This window comes from Bradyrhizobium ganzhouense (assembly GCF_049949285.1).
Taxonomy (GTDB): domain Bacteria; phylum Pseudomonadota; class Alphaproteobacteria; order Rhizobiales; family Xanthobacteraceae; genus Bradyrhizobium; species Bradyrhizobium ganzhouense.
On record NZ_CP181318.1, the window covers coordinates 1772748 to 1796662 of the forward strand.

The 23915-nt window shown below is 58.4% G+C and carries 15 protein-coding genes, 3 pseudogenes and 1 other annotated feature; of the genes and pseudogenes, 11 read left to right on the top strand and 7 right to left on the bottom strand.

Translation table 11 applies throughout. The annotated features are described in order from the left end of the window. Positions 1-599: 599 nt before the first annotated feature. Positions 600-1888, top strand: a pseudogene (locus ACLFLU_RS08300) (IS5 family transposase); the annotation flags it as partial. A gap of 360 nt (positions 1889-2248) precedes the next feature. On the opposite strand, the gene ACLFLU_RS08305 reads toward ACLFLU_RS08300, so the two are convergent. Further along, positions 2249-2530 carry a LexA family protein gene (locus tag ACLFLU_RS08305; protein ID WP_283039996.1) on the bottom strand — a complete coding sequence of 94 codons (282 nt, stop codon included), beginning with the start codon at positions 2528-2530 and terminating at the stop codon, positions 2249-2251. A gap of 38 nt (positions 2531-2568) precedes the next feature. On the opposite strand from ACLFLU_RS08305, the gene ACLFLU_RS08310 reads away from it, so the two are divergent. After that, the gene (locus ACLFLU_RS08310; protein WP_426411760.1) at positions 2569-3699 is read left to right on the top strand and encodes an IS630 family transposase; all 1131 of its coding nucleotides are present in this window, start codon (positions 2569-2571) and stop codon (positions 3697-3699) included. A 7-nt stretch (positions 3700-3706) separates the two neighbouring features. On the opposite strand, the gene ACLFLU_RS08315 is transcribed toward ACLFLU_RS08310, so the two are convergent. From ACLFLU_RS08315 to ACLFLU_RS08325, 3 genes and pseudogenes are all read right to left on the bottom strand, one after another. Then, positions 3707-4807, bottom strand: coding sequence for a D-alanine--D-alanine ligase family protein (locus tag ACLFLU_RS08315; protein WP_426411761.1), 1101 nt, complete (start codon positions 4805-4807; stop codon positions 3707-3709). A gap of 123 nt (positions 4808-4930) precedes the next feature. Continuing rightward, positions 4931-5386, bottom strand: coding sequence for an aspartate 1-decarboxylase (gene panD, locus ACLFLU_RS08320; protein ID WP_426411762.1), 456 nt, complete (start codon positions 5384-5386; stop codon positions 4931-4933). 965 nt (positions 5387-6351) lie between these two features. Next, positions 6352-7490 (bottom strand): annotated as a pseudogene (locus ACLFLU_RS08325) (transposase); the annotation flags it as partial. Positions 7491-7684: 194 nt separating this feature from the next. Between ACLFLU_RS08325 and ACLFLU_RS08330 the strand changes: the two are divergent. From ACLFLU_RS08330 to ACLFLU_RS08340, 3 genes are all read left to right on the top strand, one after another. After that, positions 7685-7813: a hypothetical protein gene (locus tag ACLFLU_RS08330; RefSeq protein WP_426411763.1), complete on the top strand. Its 129-nt coding sequence runs from the start codon at positions 7685-7687 to the stop codon at positions 7811-7813. A gap of 1634 nt (positions 7814-9447) precedes the next feature. After that, positions 9448-11052: a class I adenylate-forming enzyme family protein gene (locus tag ACLFLU_RS08335; protein ID WP_426411764.1), complete on the top strand. Its 1605-nt coding sequence runs from the start codon at positions 9448-9450 to the stop codon at positions 11050-11052. 114 nt (positions 11053-11166) lie between these two features. Further along, positions 11167-11589 (top strand): transposase, encoded by a 423-nt coding sequence (locus ACLFLU_RS08340; RefSeq protein ID WP_426411765.1) that lies wholly within the window; start codon positions 11167-11169, stop codon positions 11587-11589. Between the two features lie 138 nt (positions 11590-11727). Here ACLFLU_RS08340 and ACLFLU_RS08345 read toward each other — a convergent pair whose 3' ends face one another. Then, complete coding sequence (locus ACLFLU_RS08345) at positions 11728-12525, bottom strand: hypothetical protein (RefSeq protein WP_426411766.1); 798 nt, start codon at positions 12523-12525, stop codon at positions 11728-11730. A gap of 590 nt (positions 12526-13115) precedes the next feature. On the opposite strand from ACLFLU_RS08345, the gene ACLFLU_RS08350 reads away from it, so the two are divergent. Both ACLFLU_RS08350 and ACLFLU_RS08355 read left to right on the top strand, forming a co-directional pair. Then, entirely contained in the window at positions 13116-13535 is a 420-nt protein-coding gene (locus tag ACLFLU_RS08350) for an SET domain-containing protein-lysine N-methyltransferase (RefSeq protein WP_426411767.1), read from the top strand. 424 nt (positions 13536-13959) lie between these two features. After that, positions 13960-14206, top strand: a pseudogene (locus tag ACLFLU_RS08355) (transposase domain-containing protein); the annotation flags it as partial. A gap of 2075 nt (positions 14207-16281) precedes the next feature. Here ACLFLU_RS08355 and ACLFLU_RS08360 read toward each other — a convergent pair. Both ACLFLU_RS08360 and ACLFLU_RS08365 read right to left on the bottom strand, forming a co-directional pair. Further along, positions 16282-16476, bottom strand: coding sequence for an IS3 family transposase (locus ACLFLU_RS08360; RefSeq protein ID WP_426411768.1), 195 nt, complete (start codon positions 16474-16476; stop codon positions 16282-16284). Then, positions 16473-16625: a hypothetical protein gene (locus tag ACLFLU_RS08365; protein ID WP_426411769.1), complete on the bottom strand. Its 153-nt coding sequence runs from the start codon at positions 16623-16625 to the stop codon at positions 16473-16475. The genes ACLFLU_RS08360 and ACLFLU_RS08365 overlap by 4 nt, the downstream gene beginning before the upstream one ends. A gap of 1621 nt (positions 16626-18246) precedes the next feature. On the opposite strand from ACLFLU_RS08365, the gene ACLFLU_RS08370 reads away from it, so the two are divergent. From ACLFLU_RS08370 to ACLFLU_RS08385, 4 genes are all read left to right on the top strand, one after another. Next, a complete protein-coding gene (locus ACLFLU_RS08370) occupies positions 18247-18948 on the top strand; it encodes an MmgE/PrpD family protein (protein WP_426411770.1) in 702 nt (233 codons plus the stop codon). 538 nt (positions 18949-19486) lie between these two features. Beyond that, positions 19487-20380: an extracellular solute-binding protein gene (locus ACLFLU_RS08375; protein WP_426411771.1), complete on the top strand. Its 894-nt coding sequence runs from the start codon at positions 19487-19489 to the stop codon at positions 20378-20380. Positions 20381-21268: 888 nt separating this feature from the next. Beyond that, positions 21269-22147 carry an SET domain-containing protein-lysine N-methyltransferase gene (locus tag ACLFLU_RS08380; RefSeq protein WP_426411772.1) on the top strand — a complete coding sequence of 293 codons (879 nt, stop codon included), beginning with the start codon at positions 21269-21271 and terminating at the stop codon, positions 22145-22147. Positions 22148-22458: 311 nt separating this feature from the next. Next, positions 22459-22574 (top strand) — a sequence feature (AL1L pseudoknot). Between the two features lie 171 nt (positions 22575-22745). Beyond that, a complete protein-coding gene (locus tag ACLFLU_RS08385; protein WP_426413941.1) occupies positions 22746-23855 on the top strand; it encodes an IS110 family transposase in 1110 nt (369 codons plus the stop codon). Positions 23856-23915 lie beyond the last annotated feature (60 nt).

Below are 23915 nucleotides of genomic sequence, written 5' to 3' on the forward strand. Positions count from 1 at the left end.
GTTTCGGATCTTCCCTGTGAGTCTTATCCAGTCTGAGTTCGCCCTCGCCGTTGGGTGAAGTGCTCCCCAACTTTGGACCAGCCGGCGTTGGAGTGTTCCAGCGCTACGCGCCCCATTCGCGGAATCGCCTGTGGATGGTTGATCAGCGATATCGGCGGCTTGTTGCCGATCGTTCTATTTGCACGGACCTAATTGTGCCGTAGCGTTTGAGAGTTGCTCACAGGACCCGTCTTCAAGAGGTTCCTTATCGAAATCATTCTTCGTTCGGTCGCCGAGCGTGCGTTCATGGAAGGCGAGTGATGCCGCTTTCCGCTGTTCGCGGATGGATCGCAAGCAAATCGATGTTTGGAGGTTCCAGCATGGATGTTTGACCGGGCAGTAGGCCTAACGCCGAGCAGTCGTCTGTCAGCATCGACGCACTAGCGGGGCTCTCGGCGCTTCTCGATCTGGCGTTAAAGGCCTGAGAAATAGGCAGAAGTCGTCTCGATAAAGCATTCGATTTTGCAGGAAAGCTGGGTGTCGGGCCGCGCTTTCTTGCGTTTTGGACTTCGCTTTCGAGCGATTCGTGATTGCCTGATGGCGGGGCCTTGGAGAAGGCGATGAGCAAACCGCGCGATGATCGCCAGAAAGACCTGTTGCTTCCGGCCCTTTGATCAAATCGTCGACGTCGGCCACCCGCTGGTGCGGTTGGCGGCGCTGATTGACTGGAAGTTTCTGGATGGCCGCTTTGGTTCGGTGTGCCAAACCGGTCCGGGGCAGCCTGGCCTGCCGACGCGGCTTGTCGCCGGCCTGCTCATCCTGAAGCACATGCACAATCTCTCGGATGAGGTCTGTGCGCCCGCTGGATCGAGAACCCCTATTACCAATACTTCTGCGGCGAGTTGAGCTTCTGCTACCGGCTGCCGTTCGATCGATCGTCGATGACGCGCTGGCGCCAGCGGCTCGGCGAGGAGCAGCTCGTCGCGCTGATCCAGGAAAGCCTGTCGGTTGCGCATAAGACTGGCGCGATCGGTTCCAAGGACCTGGAGCGGGTGGTGGTTGATAACACGGTACAGCCCAAGGCCGTTGCCCATCCGACCGACGCGCGGCTGATGCATCGGGGCATCACTAAGCTCGTCGGATTCGCCAAGCGCAACCGTGTGCCGCTGCGCCGGAGCTATCTGCGCCTGGCGAAGCGCGCCGCCATCATGGTCGGCCACTATACCCACGCTCATCAGTTCAAGCGCGCCCGGCGCCAACTCAAGTCTTGCGGACGCAACTTGGCCGGATCATCCGCGACATCCGCCGCAAGATTGATGGCGATGTGGCGCTGGAAGCTCGCTTCGGCCCGCTGCTCGATCTGGCGTAGCGGGTGCGCACCCAGGATCAGCATCAGCGCGGCCCCAAGGTCTATGCGTTACATGCGCCGGAGGTCGAGTGCATCGGCAAGGGGAAGGCCCGCGCGCCTTACGAGTTTGGCTGCAAGGTCAGCATCGCCACCCCCGTGACGTCCCCGAAGGGCGGACAGTTCGTGCTCCATGCCAAGGCCCTGCATGGCAATCCCTTCGACGGGCACACGCTCGGCCCCGTAATCGCCGACATGGAGAAGCTCACCGGCGTGGAGGCTCGCCGCATCCACATCGACAAAGGGTACCGCGGCCACAACCACCCGCACCGGTTCAGGGTTTGGATCTCGGGTCAGGCCCGCAGCGTCACGGCGTCCATCCGTCGAGAGATGAAGCGTCGCGCGGCTGTCGAGCCTGTCATCGGCCACGTCAAGGCCGAGCACCGCATGGACCGGAATTATCTCAAGGGTCGCATCGGGGACCGCATCAACGCTATCCTCGCCGCTGCAGGCTACAACTTCGGCCTGCTCCTGCGACGGCTCGCAGAACTCTTGCGTGCCATCATCCGGACCTCGCCGAAACTGTCCCGGCTTAAAAGGTCGCTTAAATCAGCGGTCGTCAGCGTTCTTCACGGAGGACTATCGACTACGCAGCACATATCGACGAGATGCTGCCAGTCCCGGCTGCTGCGAACGAGGTGCAAGACCTCGCGGGCGCAAACCGCACCAATCCTACCGACGCACGCCTCCACCATCATCTGCTCGAAGCAATGCGTTTGCCACCGCCGGCGGTTAAATGGCCGAGATCATCATCGATCACTTCCGGGGCGGACACAAGACTGGACAACAATTGGCGGCAAGGGTCGTGAACATAGTCGTACATCGCGCGGGGATCAAGCGACGAGTGACACTACTAGTGGTTCATCACAGTGATTTTGACGTTTTGATACCGAGCCATTCGAGGATCGGCAAGTTTTCGGGTGGCAGGAGAATCTCGATGCTTCGGGGAACGCCGGGCTGACGGCGAATGAAACCGTTTCGTTCGAGGGTGACGATCATTTGGTGGACTGACGGCGGGCTGACGCGGAAATGGCGCTGAATGTCGGCTTCGGCGGGCGGCTGTCCGAACATGTACGAATAGGTATGGATGAAAGCGAGGTAGTGCCCCTGCTTCTCGGTTAAGCGCGCGCCTGATTTTTGACTCATGGATCGATTCGTCCCGGCCTCCGACAAGGAGGCAAAGCATGAATGTACGTTATCGGGTCGAATTGAGCCAAGCCGAGCGCGACGAACTGACGACGATGCACGGCGGCGGCAAGCACGCCGCCCACAAGCTCAAGCGGGCGCAGATTTTGCTGGCGGCCGATAGGGGCTGCAGCGACGAGGAGATTGCCCGGACCGTGAGTGTCAGCCTTTCCACCGTCAGCCGGACCAAGCGCCGCTTCGTGGAAGGCAATCTGGAGCGGGCCTTGAGTGAGGAGCCGCGTCCGGGCGCAGAGCGCAAGCTGACCGGAAAGGAGGAGGCCCTGCTGGTGGCGACGGCATGCGCCAAGCCGCCTGCCGGCCGCAAACGCTGGACGCTGACGCTGCTGGCCGACACGATGGTCAAGCTCACCGATCACGACAGCCTGTCGGGCGAGACCGTGGGTCGCCGGCTGGCCGAGAACGACCTCAAGCCATGGCGCAGGGACATGTGGTGCATTCCCCATGTCGACGGCGAATACGTCGCCCGCATGGAGGACGTGCTCGATCTCTACGCCGAGACGCCGGATCTCGCCCTGCCGCTGGTCTGCTTCGACGAGACCCCCGTCCAGCTGATCGGCGAGGTGCGCCAGCCGGTCCCGGCCCAACCGGGACAGCGCGAGCGCTACGATTACGAGTATCGCCGCAACGGCACCGTCAATCTCTTCGTCACCTTCGATCCGTATCGGGGCTGGCGCAACGTCAAGTTCACCGACCGCCGCGCCGCCGTGGACTACGCCCACTGCATGCGTGAGCTCGTCGACGTCCATTATCCCGACGCCGCCTGCATCCGTGTCGTGCAGGACAATTTGTCGATCCATAAGCCTGGGGCGCTGTATGAGGCCTTCGCGCCCGCCGAGGCCCGACGCATCCTGTGCCGCCTCGAATTCCACTACACCCCGAAGCACGCCAGTTGGCTCAACATGGTTGAGTGCGAGATCAGCGTGCTTCAGCGCCAGTGTCTCGGCCGCCGCATCGACGACCCCAAAAGGCTCCGAAATGAGATCACAGCATGGCAACGGCGGCGAAATAAAACCCGAGCCCGAATCAAATGGATGTTCACAATCGACAAAGCCCGCGCCAAACTCGGCCGCGCCTATCCAGCCACCGCCAAAGAGTCAAAATCACTGTGATAGACCACTAGGATGTCACTGGTGATGCCACTCCATAGCGGATCCGGCTCGTCTCAATTTTACGCACCTCTTCTCGGTGCCGTTGATATACTTCATTGGAGGCAGCCAGCCGAATGATGTGGCAGAGGTCGAAGCCAGCGTTTGCAAGAATCTTGGGAAAGATGCTTCCTGACGTCAGCCCCGGGACCACGTTGACTTCAAAGAAGTAAACACGTTGCTGCTTGTCGACGATGAAATCGATGCGCCCAAATGTATGGAGCTTGAAATCTCGAGCAATCTGCGTGGAAATCGACGCGATACGAGTTTGAAGGATGTTATCTACGTCGTGGAACTCAACAGAGTAGCTGCCCTTCAGCGTTTTCTGATCATACCCAAGGAAGCCAGAGGGATTGTTGATCCGCGCAATCGGTAGGGCCGAGACTTCATGGCGGTCGACTAGCACGCCGCAGGTGTACTCTGTTCCAACAATTCGCTGCTGAACCAAGAACGAAAAGTCATAAGGAGCGATCCGTTGGTAGTAAGAGCGGAGGCTGACTTCTGAGAGTTCGTCTATGCATTCGGTTAGGAAGGACCCTCCTAGCGTATTCGGTTTGAGGACACACGGGCTAGTAAGACGCCGCAGGGCCTCTGCGATGCCAGAGTCAAGATTGCCTTGGGTGACCTGAACCGTTGGAATGGCGGTCAACTCGGGGCAAAGTCGATTGGCAACTATGCCTTGCAGATATTTGTCTGCTGAGAGCACGGCCGCAGTCTTGTCACCAAAGCTACCCGGAATATCGTAGAATTGGGAGAGAGCCTGGATCTGGCCATCCTCTCCGTCTTGGCCCTGAAGAAGTGAAAAGACAAAGAGGCCGTCGTTTTTTAGTAGTTGAGCGAGAGAAGCAAGCGGATACAACTCGGCTCGAGCGGTGAATTCGTCGTGCTTGGGAAGGCGCCTTGATTCCAACACGAGCCTGAGGACGTCCCCGAATCGGGAGATGTAGTAGACTAATGCAGGCAAAATATCGGTATCGAGAGCATTGTTGAGGGCGTCAGCGACGTCATTATACATCGCAATCGACCAGTCGTGCTCTACGGAACGGCCGCCATACATGAGCGCCAATTGCATAGCAAATTACTTTCCAGGTGAGTTGCAAGGTCAGGTCCATGAGAGGGCTCGGAAAACTCATGGCATCTGAGCTAGGGCAGAATGGGTCTCCGCTTCTTGATGCTCGATCTGCCCAGTGAGCTATCAGCAATTAGCCCGACTCGGCAGTTTCAAGGCGTTGCCATCAGGAGGGGTCTCGCGAACAGTGAATGTCATTATTCCATCATGGTTGATCCCAACATCGTAGAACATGCGTTCACGAATGGAGTTGTCTCGGTTGAACGTTAGCACTCGCGGGTTCATCTTTGCGATTTGATCCTTCTCAACGTAGGCGGAGGAGCAAATGATTACCTCATCTCCGGTTTGGCAGGTACGGGCAGCGGCTCCATTCAACACACAGCAACGAGACCCCCTCTCACCGTAAATGACGTACGTGCTGATTCGCGCGCCTGACGCCTTGTTCCAGATGTCCACGAACTCCAGTGGGAAAATCCCCGCTTCATCGCAGTGATCTGGATCCAGAGTTATTGAACCGTGGTAGTTCAAGTCCGCATCGGTTACGGTGATGCCATGAAGCTTAGCGGCGACGACTTTTCTCATATAGATCTCCTCGTATCGGGTATGGATCACCACGCCGACGAGCGACAACGAGAAGCTTGGTCGCAGGGACCGATCGTCGCGACGGAGATCCTAGCATCGCACGTCCTAGGTTGGTCGGCCGTGAGGGCAGAAGGCATTAGCCGGGCTGACTGGTGGCTTATCGCCGCAAGTCATTTTGCGGCAGACCTGATATGGCGATATGGTTCTTTCCTCTGTTGAATTGACGTTCCACAAGACGCGCATGCCGATCAGCTCTTGCCGCCACGCAATGAGACCAGCAAAGCGCGTGCCAGTTGGCCCAGTCCAACCGAAAAGGAAAGTCTTTGCTTGCTTCTCAGCCAGTTGGCCTGAGGTCGAGAGAAGGGAATAGAAAGAGCCTTGGTCGCGGCCCCGACAAACTGACAGGATATGTCGGATAGCGTACTCGGTCGTGCTACGTTGACGCTGCGTCATCGACGGGTCGATGCCGCGAATTTTTCAATCACCAGTTTGAACATCATGAGCCTGGACGTAATCGGCGTAAGGCATCCTTCGCGCCTGCCGTCTCGTGGCGACGAGAAAACACGCTCTCGATGGGTCGGTCGCGCAGGTTGCCGCAATGCTCGTCAGGAAGTGATGGAAGGACAATGGGCTTCGCGCTTGTTAGTGAGATATTGGATTGCCGAGCACAATTGGCGCGGCATATAGACGTCACTAACCACTTCGGCGGATGTCCACCTTCGCAGACAATAGACCTCGCGTTCGTTCTGTGGCTGCGGTCGCGGTTGTCGATTGTGTCGGTATCGGCTCCCCGACGTTGCCGCCTGCCGAGACATGGGTTTTTCCTGATTCGGGTGTCAGGCGCTGAACGCGCCGGAAAGCAGGGCAGCTAATGTCGTTCGATCCTTTAGTCCTCCGTGAAAAACGCTGACGACCGCTGATTTAAGCGACCTTTTAAGCCGGGACAGTTTCGGCGAGGTCCGGATGATGGCACGCAAGAGTTCTGCGAGCCATCGCAGGAGCAGGCCGAAGTTGTAGCCTGCAGCGGCGAGGATAGCGTTGATGCGGTCCCCGATGCGACCCTTGAGATAATTCCGGTCCATGCGGTGCTCGGCCTTGACGTGGCCGATGACAGGCTCGACAGCCGCGCGACGCTTCATCTCTCGACGGATGGACGCCGTGACGCTGCGGGCCTGACCCGAGATCCAAACCCTGAACCGGTGCGGGTGGTTGTGGCCGCGGTACCCTTTGTCGATGTGGATGCGGCGAGCCTCCACGCCGGTGAGCTTCTCCATGTCGGCGATTACGGGGCCGAGCGTGTGCCCGTCGAAGGGATTGCCATGCAGGGCCTTGGCATGGAGCACGAACTGTCCGCCCTTCGGGGACGTCACGGGGGTGGCGATGCTGACCTTGCAGCCAAACTCGTAAGGCGCGCGGGCCTTCCCCTTGCCGATGCACTCGACCTCCGGCGCATGTAACGCATAGACCTTGGGGCCGCGCTGATGCTGATCCTGGGTGCGCACCCGCTACGCCAGATCGAGCAGCGGGCCGAAGCGAGCTTCCAGCGCCACATCGCCATCAATCTTGCGGCGGATGTCGCGGATGATCCGGCCAAGTTGCGTCCGCAAGACTTGAGTTGGCGCCGGGCGCGCTTGAACTGATGAGCGTGGGTATAGTGGCCGACCATGATGGCCCGCTCCAGGTCCTTGGAACCGATCGCGCCAGTCTTATGCGCAACCGACAGGCTTTCCTGGATCAGCGCGACGAGCTGCTCCTCGCCGAGCCGCTGGCGCCAGCGCGTCATCGACGATCGATCGAACGGCAGCCGGTAGCAGAAGCTCAACTCGCCGCAGAAGTATTGGTAATAGGGGTTCTCGATCCAGCGGGCGCACAGACCTCATCCGAGAGATTGTGCATGTGCTTCAGGATGAGCAGGCCGGCGACAAGCCGCGTCGGCAGGCCAGGCTGCCCCGGACCGGTTTGGCACACCGAACCAAAGCGGCCATCCAGAAACTTCCAGTCAATCAGCGCCGCCAACCGCACCAGCGGGTGGCCGACGTCGACGATTTGATCAAAGGGCCGGAAGCAACAGGTCTTTCTGGCGATCATCGCGCGGTTTGCTCATCGCCTTCTCCAAGGCCCCGCCATCAGGCAATCACGAATCGCTCGAAAGCGAAGTCCAAAACGCAAGAAAGCGCGGCCCGACACCCAGCTTTCCTGCAAAATCGAATGCTTTATCGAGACGACTTCTGCCTATCTCTCAGGCCGATCTGCATTCTTCACAGACCGACCCGATACTAGTCGACCAGGAGTCCAATTATGCGCCGCGGCAACGGCAATAACTACATGTTGCTCGAACTCAAGAGCAGCGTCAACGAGTATGGGTTGGATCTGTCGCGCAAATGGTCGCGCAAATGGTCGCGCAAATGGTCGCGCTCGGTCCGCTAGGAGGAGCCGCCGTGGGGAGTCGGTCGGTTGACTATATTAGCCCCATCTGCTTCGTGAAGGCTAGAGACCGTTATGAGGAATTCCCGATCTTCGTGTCGACGAGGCGGTCAAGGTAGTGTTCGACAAGGTCAGTGAACTGGACAGCGCGCGACGGGCGCTCTGCTGAATCCACGATTACAGCCTCGGTCTACCGGTGAAGCAGGCCAACCGCGACACATCCTGGCAGTGACCAAGCTACTTTGGCATCGACTTCACATTGAGAACCGGCGGCGCCCATGCCCATAGCAAGGTGGCTGTGGCGGCGAGAAGCAGCGTCACTGGCGAAGATCTAGACAGTCGCTGCAAAGCGCGACCAATGGTTGACGCTGACGCCCAACACCAAGGGTTGTAACCTGGGACAGGTTCGAGGCGTTTCCCAGATTGGTCAGCAGCAATGTTCCGACCAGTCTGCATCACCGCGCGCCCAAGCATGTTGACGCCATGTTCGCCGGTCCAGCCCGGTGCAAGCACTGTGGCCGCAAACTCACACTCCTCTACTTCGGCAGGAAAACCACCTGGGAACCGTTGGGTTCCCGCCGCACGGTACGCACCTCCGGTGCTAGAGGTTGTGGCTGATAAGCGGGGGCATAACCTCTGAACTTGATCTCATCGTGGACTCCCGCAACGAGTTGCGCTTGCTCAAGCGCTGGCGCAGGCGCAACAGCACCTGGGCCGATATCATCCAGGCAGTGCTTCGGTTTGTTCTGAACGCCAGCGACGATTTGATTGTTGACCTCCTCAACCGTACGGCCCCGAGACAGGCAATGGCAACCGCTCGACCGGCAAGCGCGTAACATCAATGCGATCGAGATACCGCAACCCGTTGTTCAAGCTTGAACACGGGATCGTGCCTTGCTCAGAAAACACCGCAAAAATCCTGACATCGCAGACGCTCCGGCTGGCCGCTGAAGCCGGCCAGATCGAATCTATCGATCCTCCGCCGAATGGTCCTTGTATCGCCCGCGTCGCTCTCCCAACGTGCGATCCTTGTCAGAACGGGCGCGGCCGAACGAAGCATTCCCGCGGGATTGAATCCCAACCGGCAAAACGCTTCTCATCAATGACATAGCCAGGTGAGTTTTCCGAGCACTCGTAGTGCCTAGGATAAAAAGTGGTGATCGTGGTGGGAAGTTCACATTGTGGAGCATGAGTGACACCCCTGCTAACGTAGCGGTTTGTAGATGACGAATATTCGATAGCCGCCCCCGCTACAGTGCTAACGCTTGGCCACTTTTGAATGCTGAAACTTGGCAACATCGGCTCTTCAAAGCGCAATGCACTTTCCCCACCAGAACAGGTAGTGGCACATCCTTGTTGATGACGTACGATCTGTCTCAGCCCGCTGTCTAGTCTATGAGACGTAACCCGTAACGACTGAGAGTAACCCTTAACGACCAAGGAACGTACAGCATTGGAAAGCGTGCTGCGGCTCAAAATTCGCTACACCGGGGGCGCTCTTGTGGCTGGCAACTCAGTGCGCAGTTGCGTCTATTTGCAGACCTAGCGTTGTCTGCTCGAAAATCGAAAATCCGAAGGTTTCTCCAACGATGATCCCCACAAAATCAACACAGCCTCAGTTGCAAGAGCGCGTCGCGATGGCGCTGCGCAAGATAGAGGAGCAGGAATCCGCGTATGAGACGATCACGATAGGACAATTGGTTTCGAGGCGCGCAAAGACGCATGGCTCGACGATCGCGATCGACGTCTTCGAACGCGATCAGCGTGCTACCTACGCCGAAATGGACCATGCATCCAACAAATATGCACATGCGTTGCGCTTGTTCGGTGTACGCAAGCGCGATCGCATCGGGGTGATGCTGCCAAATCGAATCGAATTTCCGATCCTATGGTTCGCGATCGCCAAACTCGGTGCGGTGATGGTCCCGATCGACATGCGCTACACCCCTAGGGAGATCGAGTACGTTCTCAGCGATACGCAGGCCAAGTTCGCCTTCGTCGACGAGTCTGCATGCTCTGTGTTCTTCTCGATGGATCCCTGGCCGCAAGACCTCGCCAGCGAGCGAGTTATTCTCATTGGACAGCCTTCCGATGGAGCAACCATTTCCCTCGATGGTTTGCTCAAGGGCGTCGACGGCTCACGGGTGGAAGAAGATATCCGACCCGATGACTTGTTGAACATTGAATACACCTCCGGGACAACCGGCTTTCCGAAGGGCTGCATGTTGACGCACGATTACTGGGGTGTGAGCTCGTACCAGGGGACGTGCGGAGACGGGCAAGCATACCAGAGGTATCTGTCAACACAATCGTTCTCCTACGGGGATACTAAACAGTATCTTCTGAGGTCGTATCGACAGGGCGGCACCCTTTACCTCGCTGGGACATTCAGTCCGACACGCTTCATCGGCTGGCTCAAGCAGTACCGAATTGAGTGGTGTGTGTTTTTCGAGCGTGTCGCCCGCGAGGCCGAGGCGACCGACGAGGACGGAGCGACAAACTTGAAGCAGACCCTCAATTGGGGCTGGACTCCTGATACGGTACGGAAATTTCGGCAGCGCTTTCGAGTGATTACTCAGGATGCTTTTGGGATGACAGAAATTTGGTTCGGCACACAAATGCCGAACAATTTGGATGAGATGGCCGAATCTGGTTCGGTGGGACTTCGTGCGCCGTTTCGTAACTTAAAGTTGATGAGTGACGATGGTACTCCCACTCCGGTGGGCGAAGTAGGCGAGCTGTGGGTCAGTGGTCGCGGAATCTTCAATGGCTATTGGAATCGGCCGGAAGCGAATGCCGCCTCGTTCAAGAAAGAATGGTTCAAGACGGGAGACCTGCTTCGGCGAGACGAGTTGGGCTTTCATTGGCTGGTGGGACGCACGAAGGACATGATCCGACGCTCGGGCGAAAACATCGCTGCGCGTGAGGTTGAGGCGGTCATCCGCGAGATTCCCGAGATCGCGGATGTAGCCGCCGTGCCCGTTCAAGATGCCAAACACGGTGAGGAGGTCAAGATTTGTGTGGAGCTGAAAGAAGGTGTCACGCTTGGCGATCTATCCGTGGAGCGCATCGTCGAACATGCTCGGGCTCGTCTTGCCGTGTTCAAGCTGCCGCGGTACATCGCCTTCACTCCGGTGCTGCCCAGAACTACCGCTAGCAATAAAGTGCTCAAACGTGAGCTGATGGCCGTGAGTAATCCGCTCGCCGGTGTTTACGATACTGAGGAGAAGCGCTGGAGGTGAAGCCGCCCTTTCACCCAGTCCTGTCCACACTGGTGCTGGTTCGGCGCTTTATGACACCCGAAGCGCTACGATGACACAGGCCGTCCGCCGTCAACTCGACGTCGCTGGGGAAGTATGCCGAGATCACTGCCTCCCTCCGGCGGCAGCCGCCTTGTGGAGTTCGGCGGCGTTTCTGAAGATACGACCTTGAGCCCTAGCCTTAAGCTCATCTGGCGAATGCAGGCCAAGGTGCTGGGTGCCGAGCGTTGGCGCCGGTGGAGTTACGACGAGAAGGTTCGTCTGGTTGAGGAGATCTTGCAAGCTGGCGAGACGGTGTGCGAGGTTGCGCGCCGGCATGGAATGGCTCAGAGCCCGCTGCTCACCTGGCGTCGGCAGGTGCGCCAGGGCCGCCTAGGCGGCGAGGCTGTGCCGGCTCTTGTTCCCGTCGAGATCACTTCCACGCTGGCTGCGGCGTCGACGGTACCGCAGCCGTCATCTTCACCCCGGACGAATTCGCCAACTACCCGAAAGGCTGACCTCAATACCATCATGCTTTAGTTCTTAGGTGAAGACCCCCATAGAGCTTGATAAACGGGCGCAGCGCATGGCGGCTATCGGTCGTGGAAACGGAAATCCGATGCGGGGAGTGCCATTTGCAGCGACCGTTCGGCTGTGGCTGATGCCACGTTCTTGCGGTCAAGCAACGGACTCGATCGTCATCCGGCACAGAATTGTAATATCGTAGACGGGCAGCTTCGCAATGCGACGGATGGCCGGCGCGACAAGTGGGAATGTCGCACACTCAAACAAGACCGCCGCTATCTCCGGATGCGTCTTCCGGAGTCGCGTGAGGCAGGCGCCTACATCGGCCTCAACGGCGGCCACATCGATCGGAGGCCACGGACGCTTAAGGCCGTCATGCCAGTACTTGGTGCCTTCGATCCCGCCAATTATGACCCTCGCCCGATCAGCCGGGTCGTCGACCCCGAGCAGATCCTGGCCAAAATGGGATGAGTCGTAGGTCAAAAGAGCGATCTTGGCACGACCCGGCAGCTGGCGCAGCAACGTCGGTAACAGGAGTACGCTCGACATCACCACGGGCACATTCACGGACGCGGCCACAGCTGCCTGGTGCCGTATAGAAAAGCCGCAGTCCGAGCTTATTACGACGGCGCCTCGATCGACCAGCCGCCGGGCAGCTGCGACGTAGGCAGGCTCGAGCGCCGGATCTCCACGGACAACGACATCCGTCCAGGCTCCGGGGACCATTTCCGTGATGATCGGCAAATCATAAGTAGCCGGATCGAATACCGAGCCGGGCAGCGGTTCCGGACGCGGTGTGCCAGGCGGAAGCCCGCGTTCGAGAATGAGAAAACCGATAGACCGCAGAACTTGAGATGTCATAAGAGACCCGGAATTGGTAATCTCACCGAGAAACTGTAGCGCATTCCTAAAGTCGACTCCATCCATCGCGACAGCCAGTACCAAAATCAACCATAGATCGCCGTTCCTCGATTGCTCCGGCGCGAGCTTGCGACATAGTCGGTCCGCATGGGAGGGCCGCACATCTGAGCTTTGAAACGCGACCACGTGATCGCATCCATTTGCTCGCTGTTCTCACCCGTTCGCCACCGATGGGCTTCATGAGTCTTGCGCTCCAGCGACTTTCTCCGGTGGTTTGCTCGCGTCAGTGCCAAGCGTGATAACGTAAATCACACGTCTTGCCAAACTGGTACAGAATTTCGGTCCAATGGCCTGCTCATCTCATATCACACGCGCGAACCGAACCCTTTCGCTCGGATAGAGACAGATCGCGGATCAGGTCGTCTTCCCCCGTAGTGTGCCGAAGTCGCATAGAACGCATTACTATACGATAGTGACTTCTATGCAGTCCACCCACGCGTATTTGCAGCTACCTTTCTGCGTAGGTGGCAAGAATTTGGAGATCAGTTATTTCTACTCGCGCCGTTCGCCAGGGCCGCCCCCGACTTCTTTTAACTCAGCGTCGCCGTGATGAACGCGTCGCACGCCCATGCCAACTATAGCGAGCACAATGCAACAGACAGTTCTAAGCAGGACACACAATGGCAGATGATGTTTTTGACCGCAGCAACGCTGTATATGTCAAACCTGTGCCAAAAAAAGGTCGTGGAGTGTTTGCCAATATTTCATTCAAGATTGGAGATGTAGTAGAGCGGGCACCAACGTGGGGATTCGATGCTTCTCAAGCCGAACTGCTAGATCGCACCGGAGTTTTTGAGTACTATTTTGTACGGAGTGACCGTCACCTCAGGGAAAACCGTCTGATAGGCTACGTCGTTTTTGGTGTCATCTCGTTGATGAACCACTCCTCGAACCCGAACACAGAAATCGTTTGGACGGATACCGCGTCGGGCGCCTGGGCGAGCAGTAGGGCAATAAAGGATATAAGTGTGGATGAGGAAATAACACACCGCTACACGAATGTGTCCGCATATCCTGATACTATCGTATTTATTGATTAAGCCTCAAGATCGCTGCCGTCGCGCTTAGAAGATTCAACAGCATAACCGAGATCGTTAATCCAAAGCCTTCGGGATGTTAGCCTATCCAGCTACATGGTTCGTCATGATCGTCTCAGCTGGAAGACCTGCCCCTGAGTTTTTATCAAGCGGCGGTTAGAATCTTTGCTTTTTTGAAGCGAGACCGAAGCTTGGACCACCAGAACTATGTCTTTGCGCCTCTGTCCACGTTGGCCAGCTGGCTGCGCCGACGTGAATTTGCTGGAGAATCGGCGGACTGTTGCCCATCGAGCCGTGGGACCGTTCTTCGTTATGGTATCTGCGCCAAGTCTCCACCTTTTGCTGGGCGTCCGCAGGGGACAGTAACAAAGAACGTTGAGATTCGGCTTGAAGCCGCCATCGAAGCCATCGATGAACGTCTTGTCGGTTGTCGAATAGCGCCGCCGAACGAGCCCTGCGCAGTATCGCTCTGGGCCGGAAGTCATGGCTGTTCTGTGGCTCCGACCGCGGTGGTGACCGCGCCACCATGATATACAGCCTGAGCGTCACGGCCAAAATGAACGACGTGGATCCACAAGCCTGGCTCGCCGACGTCCTGGCGCACATTGCGGCACATCCGGCCCAAAAGCTCGAAGCGCTGCTACCCCTGGAATTGGCGCGACCAGAACAAGTAAGCTAATCAGGCTGCCTGAATATCGGCCCTGCGGTCCTCGTCGGATGCTTACGACGAGTTTCAATAATCCTTGACCGAAACTCTCTTAGGGACTAAGGCCCCGGCCGCTTGAGGTAGGCCTCGGTGAATTTACAAAGATGCTTGCTCGCAGTTGCGCGCCTCATCAGGTCAGTATGCAGCGGAATTCGAGATGTCGCTCGCCAACGGCATCCGGCGGCAGCTCTTAGCGCTGCGCCTTGTGTTGAGGAAAGACGGACTCGAGATACGTGGACTGGCAATCCATACTTCACTTGAACAGCTAGGGCGCTCCAGGTGCAATCCGGTGCAAACCTTGCTAGCGTAGACTTACTTTACTCCACACGATACAGGACCAAGTAGCGACCCACTTGTCCGGCCGTTAAAGACGAGTTTGTCAGTCTGCGGGATAACGCGGGGGCATAGTCGTCCTTACATGCAACATCGATCCAGCCCGCTGAAGATTGCTCGACCGCCCATCGGTGCAGAGCAGCGCTTCTGTTCGTAATAGTGCAGTCGCAGGAGATCTTCGAACGGCTGCGCCTAGCTGCGGTGGGCGGACGATCAAGGCGTCCAGCGAACTTGGGTTTCGATAGGCCCGATGTTGTTAGCCCGAGTCCCGCACCATCGAGTTCATTGTCGCACAATGCGGCGCGACGGAATGCTGCGAAGTGTGGTTGGCGACGCTAGGCCAGCCAGGTCGCAAACATCGTCCCATCAGAGTAGGTAGTCTCCCGACACTCCTTGATGATGTATTGTCCATTCGTTATAGGAGATAGGGCACAGCAATGAAAAGCTTAGTCAATCCGTTGCACGTCTCGCGGTTCATCCAATTGTACGACGAGGCAGCCGACCGGAAGGGTATCAAACTTTCGATAGGATTCGACTTTCATGAGTATGTCTCGATAACAGGGGCAACTCCAACGAAAGGAAAGACATACCCATTTTTCCGGCCAGATCGTTCGCCGATCAAAGCAGGCGAGGGATATTGGCTCGTAGGTGTCGACACGAACAATGAGATCGTTCTTGTAGAGGCAGCTCGGCTATATGACCTCTCGCAGAGCAACCTCGCCGAACATCTCCAATCTCTGAAATTCTTTTACGCAGACCCGGCCAAACATGCACATCCTCAGGATCGCTGCATCTGCAGGGCACCAAGCGCACGGCAGATCACCGGAAAGGTAGTCTTTCACGGGGACATTTGGGTGCGAGCAGATTTTAGGGGACAAGGTATAACGAAGATCATGTCGGGAATAATGAGGGGCGCGTCACTCGCTATGTGGGCTCCTGATTTTACGTGCGGACTCGCTGGTCGCTGGTCGGTAGATAAGCGCGTCTACGATGTAGCGCACTCTGAACCTAGTGGATCTGTACTGCGGCTTGTGGCGGAGAATATTGTGGAAGACGAATGGCTCTTATGGACCACCGGTGAGGAGTTGAGAAGCTTGATCGACGGTCACGACCGAGGAGCGTCGGCAGTATCATCGCCCACTCTCGCGAGCAGCTTGTTAGCTAGCGATGGTCCCACCTTCTAGGAGTAGCGGCAAAGCACGACGACTGAGGGCAATGCCGATGGTGCGAAGCCTCGGTCAAGGGCTCGACCGGTGACTGTGAGATGATACCGTGGATGCTGGGCCATTTGCGGTAGTTGTCTTGTAAGTATGGCCGGTGTTAACCATATTTGCGCTTGTCTCAATAAAAGGGGTGGCGTTGTTGGAAGACAATGCAGCGAATAGGGCTTGTAAAAGCCGGGCCAACACTGCCGCCGGATTACTTCGGGATCATGCATTCGAAGGAAGCCCCCGTCCTGCGTGGGTGGTTTGCCAATTGGCTGCTGTTCGGTTGGCTCGTCGGGAGTTTCACCGGTTCACATTCGTGCGCCTGGCCTGGCTCACTGTTGTGATCTAAAGCGCGCTCGTGTCCCGAATTCAATCGTCATGCGCGACCATCTGGCCGAGCTCTCTTGTTGCTAGATAGCTCCGTCCGGCCGAGCCGTCTTGATGACCGCATTCACGCCCGCGCGGGTGCATCACTTCCTTTGCGCGACAACGCATCTGTCACCTAGTCGGGTGTGATCTTCCCCCGAAAAATTGTACGGGTGCAGGCGGCTTTTGGCTCCATCTCGACCGGGGCGATATATCCGATGGTGGAGCGGAGCCTTGTTCGGTTGTGGACGGCTTCGATGAAGACAAAGATGTCGCGCTGGGCCTCGGCACGGATGTTGTAGTCGCGATGATGAACGAGCTCGGTCTTCATGGCATGGAAGAAGCTTCATTGGGGGCATTGTCGTAACAATCGGCCTTGCGACTCATCGATACTGCGGTGCCGACTTTGATGAGAGCGTTACGATAGACGTGCGAGGCATACTGCACGCCGCGATCGAGTGGTGGATCAATCCAACTCATGTGCGGGTTCCGGCAAAGATCGCGATCGACTTTTTAAAATGTCGCGCTCCATGCGCAGCCGTTCGTTCTCCTGACGCAGCCGGGCGACCCCCGAAGCTTGGTCCGCCGATATCGGCGTCGCTTGCCTGGTGGGACGTCACACCGCCGACGCCCGCTCTTGGCGGAGCTTATCAACCCAGCGCCGCAGTACCGAGCCGCGCAGACCGAGTTCCTTGGCAACAGACCCAATCGAGCGCCCGCTCGACAACGCCAGGTCGCGGCCTGGCGCTTGTACTCTTCGGTAAATGACCGATGGTGGATGGTGGCGTTCCATTCGATACCTCAGCGCTCAACGAGCCTACTACAGGTGTCCACTCGTTCGGAGGAGTTGCAGGTCAGCCGGCGCTGGCCGCTCCAGAAGTGTGGCGTGCGCGTTCCAGATAGTGGCGCGCGATGTCCACGTTGCTTCATGTCGGCCGTCTGATTGGTCAGGGCGACCATAAATGCGCTGAGTCCGCTTCATGTCCTCTCGCTGTCAGCACCGCTACAGAGCGAGAAGCGTTTCGCACATCACCAGTTGCGTTGGTCCGGTATCGGACATTGGCGAGCGCAGAAGGCGACGGCTGCTATAGAAGAGACGATGGCAAGAAGAGGTCTGATATGGCTGAGCCACGGTTGGCACAATCGTTGCTAATGAGAAACGGTAACACTGAAGGAGGTCTGAGTGCATTCAAGCCGCAAACCGCGCGACGCTCTCCGCCCGATGAAGCGGTGTTCAGGAAGGAGAGAACGGAGCGTGTGTCCGCTCACACAGCTTGGCTTTTAGGCCGCCCAAGCTTTTGAAAGAAATGGCGGATAAATGTGGGTCTTTCTACGGCCGCTTCCAACTTCACGATCCGCAGTACGTGGGAAGCATGTAGGATGTTGCTCATCACCGGAATCGGCGCACGACAACAGTCGTGTATGATACGTCACGGACGCTCGCAGCTCATACTTGCCGATACTGCGCTGTATCAATCCCTGTTGATCGGTGACCGTCGGTGCAACCGCTCGACCGAGCGCTCCATGACCAAGCCTTCGAGGGCCAAGGTTCGTGGCGTTGATTTCATTGAGTGCTTCTCAGCGAAGGAATCATCACTCTCTTGGGACCTCGCTAGATAAGATACCTTCAGCGAGCAGCCGATTGATCGCATCCGCGCGGTGTGGTCCTGACTCGCAGTGAGGCTGCAACCGATCAGACTGGAAAAGAACTTTCGACCATGATTCCTAGAGGCGCTCATAAGTGAGTGCCCCGATGCTGGATTGCCGTGCGATGTGTGGGCCGATGTGGCGACCGGATGCTCCGACATTGAATCTTTCGTGCGGGCCCGGAGTCGGTAGTCGTGCTGCGGTTCATCGCCATGCGCGCGGGGAATGGCCTGAGCCAGCAGGTCTTGACTAAATTTTATTAAAAGTCGCATGGAGATTGCCCTTGGCACAACAGCACCATCTTTCGACCGAAATCCCGACTGCAGAAGCTGCTGGACGGGTGAGGACGAATGGTCTCCTGGATGACGCGTCCTGCCGCGATGCGATGCCTGTAACGCAAAGCTGTGTGACGGCACAGGTCGCAGATTATGTATCGAGGATCAGGTACGAGGACGTGCCCTCAAACGTCATAGCCTGGGCGAAATGGCTTGTTGCGGACAATGTCGCCTGCGCCGTCGCCGGTGGCCAGACGGGCATAGCGGCCAGGTTCCTCGATTATCAAGAAAGCCATGGCGGCAGGCCTGCGGCAGCGGTGCTCGGCCGGCCGGCGCGTCTGCCTCCTCCCCAGGCGGCCGCCGTCAACGCCTATGCGGCGACGCTGCTGAGCTTCGACGATTCTCTGGTCAGGCTGGGCCATCCGGGAACGTCGGTGATCCCTGGTGCGATCGGGGTGGCCGAAGAGCTCGATCGGCACGGCAGCGAACTGCTGGTGGCGATCATCGCAGGTTACGAGATGTCCTTGCGATTGGGGAGTGCGATCCGGCCCTCGCCGGAGCGCGCCGCCGATGTTCTCGGCCTCGCCACCTGGCAGATCTATGGTGCGGCCAGCGCGGTCGCGCGCCTTCATCGCCTGTCGTCCGAAGCAACGCGCGACCTCTTCGGCCTCGCGGCGCAGCACGCGCCGGTGCCCTTCCTGCGGAAGTTTCACGGCCGCCCGATGCCGTGGCTGAAGAACAATTACGGTTGGGCAACGATGGGCGCCGTCACCGCCGGCGCGCTCGCCGCGCGCGGCTTTGCCGGAAGCCGCGACATCTTCGATGGCGAGACCGGCTTCTGGCGAATGGCGGGATCGGGCCTATATGCATCGAGGTCGTAACCTTTGGGGAAATCGTTCGCGACTTCGCCGGGAAGTGGCCGGATACAATCATCGAAGCGCAGTTCATCTTCCCATGCTCATTGCGCTCGAACTGTTGGGACGGTCCTCTGCCGAGGGTCTGGTCGAAAGCGCGCTTGAAGAGCCGCAAGCGCGGTGCTGGCGGCGAAGGTTTCTCTGTCGCTCCTGTCGGGTGCGGACGACGCTTTCCTCGGGCGGTCGCTGCTACCGTTCCGCTTGAAGGTTATCCTGACCGACGGATCCGTTCGCGAAGGCTACGCAGAGATTCCGGGGGCAGTGCCGGGGGACCGCCTTTCGGGCCCGATGAGATCGCGCGCAAGTTCCACGTGTTGGTGACGCCAAACCTTGGCGTCGCTCAGGCGGAGCGGCTCCTCCACGCTCTATTGGATATCGAGACGAGAAGCGCGCGCGAGATTGCCGCGCTGGCACAGCTAGGCTGGCGCAAGAGCAACCGCGATCAAGGAGGGGAAGTCCGATGAATGGTAGTCTGAGGCTTGGTGCGATTGTCGTCGCATCTCTGATGGTGTTTGGCGCCGGCAGCCAGGCGCAGCAGCGGCCTCTGGTCGTTGTCACCAGCGGCGGGACCTTCGAGCGAGCTCTGCAGACGGCAATCCGCATCGCGCCAGTCAGCGCCAGCCTCGGGCCGCAGTGGGCGCGCCTCGCGGCCATGCGGCAGGCCAGAAGCGTCGAATGGGATGTGGTGACCGCCTTTCCGGAGGATCTGATCGATCGATATCAGGAACTGCTCGAGCCGATCGAGTGCGCCCGGATTCCCGCCGCGAAGGAGACCCAACTGCCCAAGACCTGCACTCCGCATGGCGTGTTGCGAAGCATCGGAGCGGGGGTGCTGACCTGGAACACGGCCCATTTCAAGGAGAAGGAGCCGAAGAACTGGGCCGATTTCTGGGATCTGAAGAGCGATCCAGGTCCGCGAAGCCTGCCGAGCACACCCTCAGCCCATCCGTGGTTGCTGATCGTCGCCCTGCTCGCCGACGGTGTTCAACAGGAACGGTTGTTCCCGCTCGACGTCGAGCGCGCGCTCCGCAAGCTGGAGGAAATCAAGCCACACGTCTCTGTCTGGTGGAGTACGGGCGAGCAGAGCCAGGCTGCGATGCGCGATGGTGACGCAGTGATGGGCCTGCTCTGGGTCAGCCGCGTCGTGCCGTCAATCGCGCAAGGCGTGCCGTTGCGCTTTTCCTATGATCAGTCGATTCAGAACGCCACGTACTGGAGCATCGTCCGCGATGCGCCGAACCGCGACGGCGCCTATCGCTTCCTCGAATTCTTTCTGCACAATCCGAAGGAACATGCGGCATTCACTAAGGAGGTCGGGGCCGCAACTCCCAGCCCTGGAGCCCGTGAATATCTCAGCGAGGCGGAGTGGGGCTCGATGCCGGCCAACCCGGCGAATTGAAGCAGGACCATCGAACCGGACGCGAAATGGATTGCCGATAATCAGGAGATGATCTCCCGCCGCGTGATGGACCTGCTCAGCAAATGACTGCGGATGCAAGCCGCGCGGTTGCCATCGTGACCGGAGGCAGCAGGGGCGCCCCTCAAACTTGAACGCCGATTGACAGTACCCATCGTCTGCCTATTTCGCCGCGCGCAGCACGTTTTGACTGACGATCATGGAGAGAAGCTATCCAAGGAGGAAAAGTCATGATCTACGTCGGCCCCCATGTTTCGCTGAATTCCGCTGGATATGTGCGGTGGACGAGACCGTAAAGATTATCCGGGAGGGAGCGACGTCGGCGGACGCGCCACCGATTGTGCAGTACCTCGAACCATGGGCTGGTCGAGTTGTGCGCGTGGGCCTGGAGGCAGGACCGACTTCAGCACGGCCAGCCGCAAATCTAATCGAACTTGGGCCGCCGGCCGTCAGTTTGGAAGACCGCTAGGCTAAGGCGGCACTTTCAGCCATGCCTCTGAAGGCCGATCGCAACGACGCCCGTGGGATCGCACAGATGGTGAGATCGGGATGGTTCAAGCCTGTTCATGTCAAGAGCATCGGCAGCTAAAGGCCGCGGACGTTGCCAGCTGCTCGCAAGCATCTCAACCGCCCCATCGCTCCCGCAGAGCAAGTCCGCCGAGGACTTCTGCGTCCGCTCGGTCTCAAAATCGGAACCGTCTTGCGGACTCTGTTCGCGACGGGAGTTTGTGAGTTGGTCGCGATGACGCCATGCTGGAGGCGATTATATATCCGCTGCTTGCCGACGCGAAGCGCTGATGCGAGAGTGCACCCGACTCCATCGTCCGGTTCTGAAAGGCTGTGCACAGCGACCCGGCTTGCTGGCTCTTGATGACCGATGCCAGGATCGGTCCGGTCTTTGGGTTGATCTTCCGCTCCACCGTGGTCGATCCTTGGCGATTCCGGCATTCCCAATCCGTGGGCGCCTACTGGTCTCCGATGAAGGATTGGGCGGCGCGTGTTCTCGCGATATTGAAAGAGCATAAGGTTGAAGGACGGCTGAGCTGGCTCGAAAGCATGGGATCTCCGAAGCGACGATCTACAATTGGAGGGCCAGAGTTGCTGCTCAACGAGTGGAGACTACCATCATTCGCAGGTTGCCAGGCTAAAGGCAGAGCGTTAGATCATGATCATGACGAAGGCAGCACAGCACCTTTTCGACAGCTAAACGGGATAGAAGCACAAGTTGACTCAGATCGGAGGCGTGACATCATGAGCCAAACTAATAACGTTTGTAAGCCGTCAGATCGCATCTACGTCGGACAATCCAAGATAAATGGGTTCGGCTTGTTTTCGAGAAAAACCATAACGAGGGGAAATGTCATAGAAAAGCTCGAAGGCGTAGTCTATCCAAAGGCAACCAAGAGAACGATACAAATTGATCGCAATAGACACCTTTGTAGTGAATACATAGACTTCATCAATCACCGTTGCCGCCCAAATGCCCGCCTTCAGGTGGAAGGTGGTGGCATTGTCCTGATTGCAATTGAGGAGATTGGTCGCGACAGGGACGAAGTAACGATCGACTACAACTGCTCCGAATACTCTCTCGCTGAGAGCTTCTCGTGTCGATGCTGTGAGCCTCCCAGATTTATCGCTGGATACAGTTACTTGCTTGAAACTGGTCAGGGCGACTATCTAAGTCGAATAGAACGATTCGTGCTGCCGCATCTGTTGTCGATCTCCTCCGAATGTTTGTCTAACAACTAGATTTTGAACCTCCCCGGGGTGCCAGAGGCTCCAAATCCTGAGAGGAGGGAGCTATGATGAACGAGGCGACAAGCCGGACCCGAGCGGTTCCTATGGTCTGGATCACGCCAGCGAACACCCTTTCGCGCAGGGCGGCAGTGACGTCGATTGGATCGGCTGCACGCCGCAGAGGCTGCACGACTGGGCCAATAAGGCCGAGGTCGATAGCACCCAGCGGGCCGCCACCCCGACCGACAGGCCCGAGAACGCTGAAGGGGCTGGAAAGGGGGAAGCGCGAGCTTCGGCAGGCCAAAAATCCTGCGCACGGCGAGCGCTGTTTTGCGATGGCGGAGCTCAATCGCCGGTCCAAGCCCATGATCGCCTTCATCGACGATCATCGTGGGGTGCATGGGGCGAGCCGATCTGCAAGTCTTGCCGAGCGTCCCCTCGGCTTACCACGCCCATTTCGCCAAGCGGCAAAGCGGATTCAGCCTGAAATAGCTCACCAGTTTCGTAAGACCGTATGTCCGCCTCTTCCGGTGGGGTAGCTCGCCCTAAACTGCGCGTCCGAGGGTTGCTCGGGCGTACCGAGCCGATCCTCATCACAGGAGGACGAGCCGTGGCAGAATATAGGGAAGCATTTGTCGGAATCGATGTGGCCAAGCTGAGAAATGCCGTCGCGATTGCGGATGCAGGCCGGGAGGGGGAGGTTCGGTTCTTCGGTGAGGTCGATGCTTCCCCCACCAACATGCGCCGCGTCATAGGGCGGATTGCCAACCGGTTTGACCGCGTCCACTTCTGTTACGAAGCCGGCCCAACTGGCTATGGTCTTTATCGCCTGATCCGGTCGCTCGGCCACGAATGCACGGTGGTGGCGCCATCGCTGATCCCGAGGAAGCCGGGCGATCGTGTGAAGACCAACCGCCGGGACGCCGTTTCTCTCGCGCGGCTGCTGCGCGCCGGCGAGCTAACGGCTGTGTGGGTTCCCGATAAAGGTCACGAAGCGATGCGCGATCTCGTTCGTGCCCGATCGGCAGCGGTTGAGACGCTGCGGATCCACCGGCAGCAGGTGAGCGCCTTCATGCTCAAGCACGGCCGTACCTATCCCCGCAAGAAGGGCTGGACGATGCGCTATTTGCGTTGGCTCCAGGAGCAGCAGTTCGATCATCCCGCACACCAGATCGCGCTCCAAGAAATGGTCGAAGCAGTTCGCATCGCAAGGGAGCGGGTCGATCGGCTCGAGCGCACGATCGAAGAGTTCGTCTCGGCCTGGTCTCTGGAGCCGCTCGTGCGGGCGCTTCAAACATTGCGAGGCGTCGATCTGATCGTCGCGGTGACATTCGCGACCGAGGTTGGTGACGTGAGCCGTTTTGAGAGCCCACGTCAACTTATGGGTTACCTCGGTCTGGTGCCAAGCGAGCGATCGACGGGAGAGTCCGTCAGACGTGGCGGCATCACCAAGGCCGGCAACGGCCGCGTCCGCCACATGTTGGTCGAGAGCGCCTGGACATATCGACACCCGCCGAAGATCGGCAAGACAAAGCTATACCGGCTTGAGCAGGCATCGCCAGCAGTGCGAGAGATCGCGTGGAAGGCGCAGAGCCGCTTGACGGCCCGCTACCGGAAGCTGGCTGCGTGCGGCAAACGAACAACGGTGGTCTGCACTGCCATCGCCCGTGAACTGGTCGGATTCATGTGGGCGGTCGCGAGGCAAGTGCCGACGGCCTAATCAGGTACCCTTCTTATCATCGTGCATGGGCGGAGGCGGAATCACGGCAGAGGGAATGCC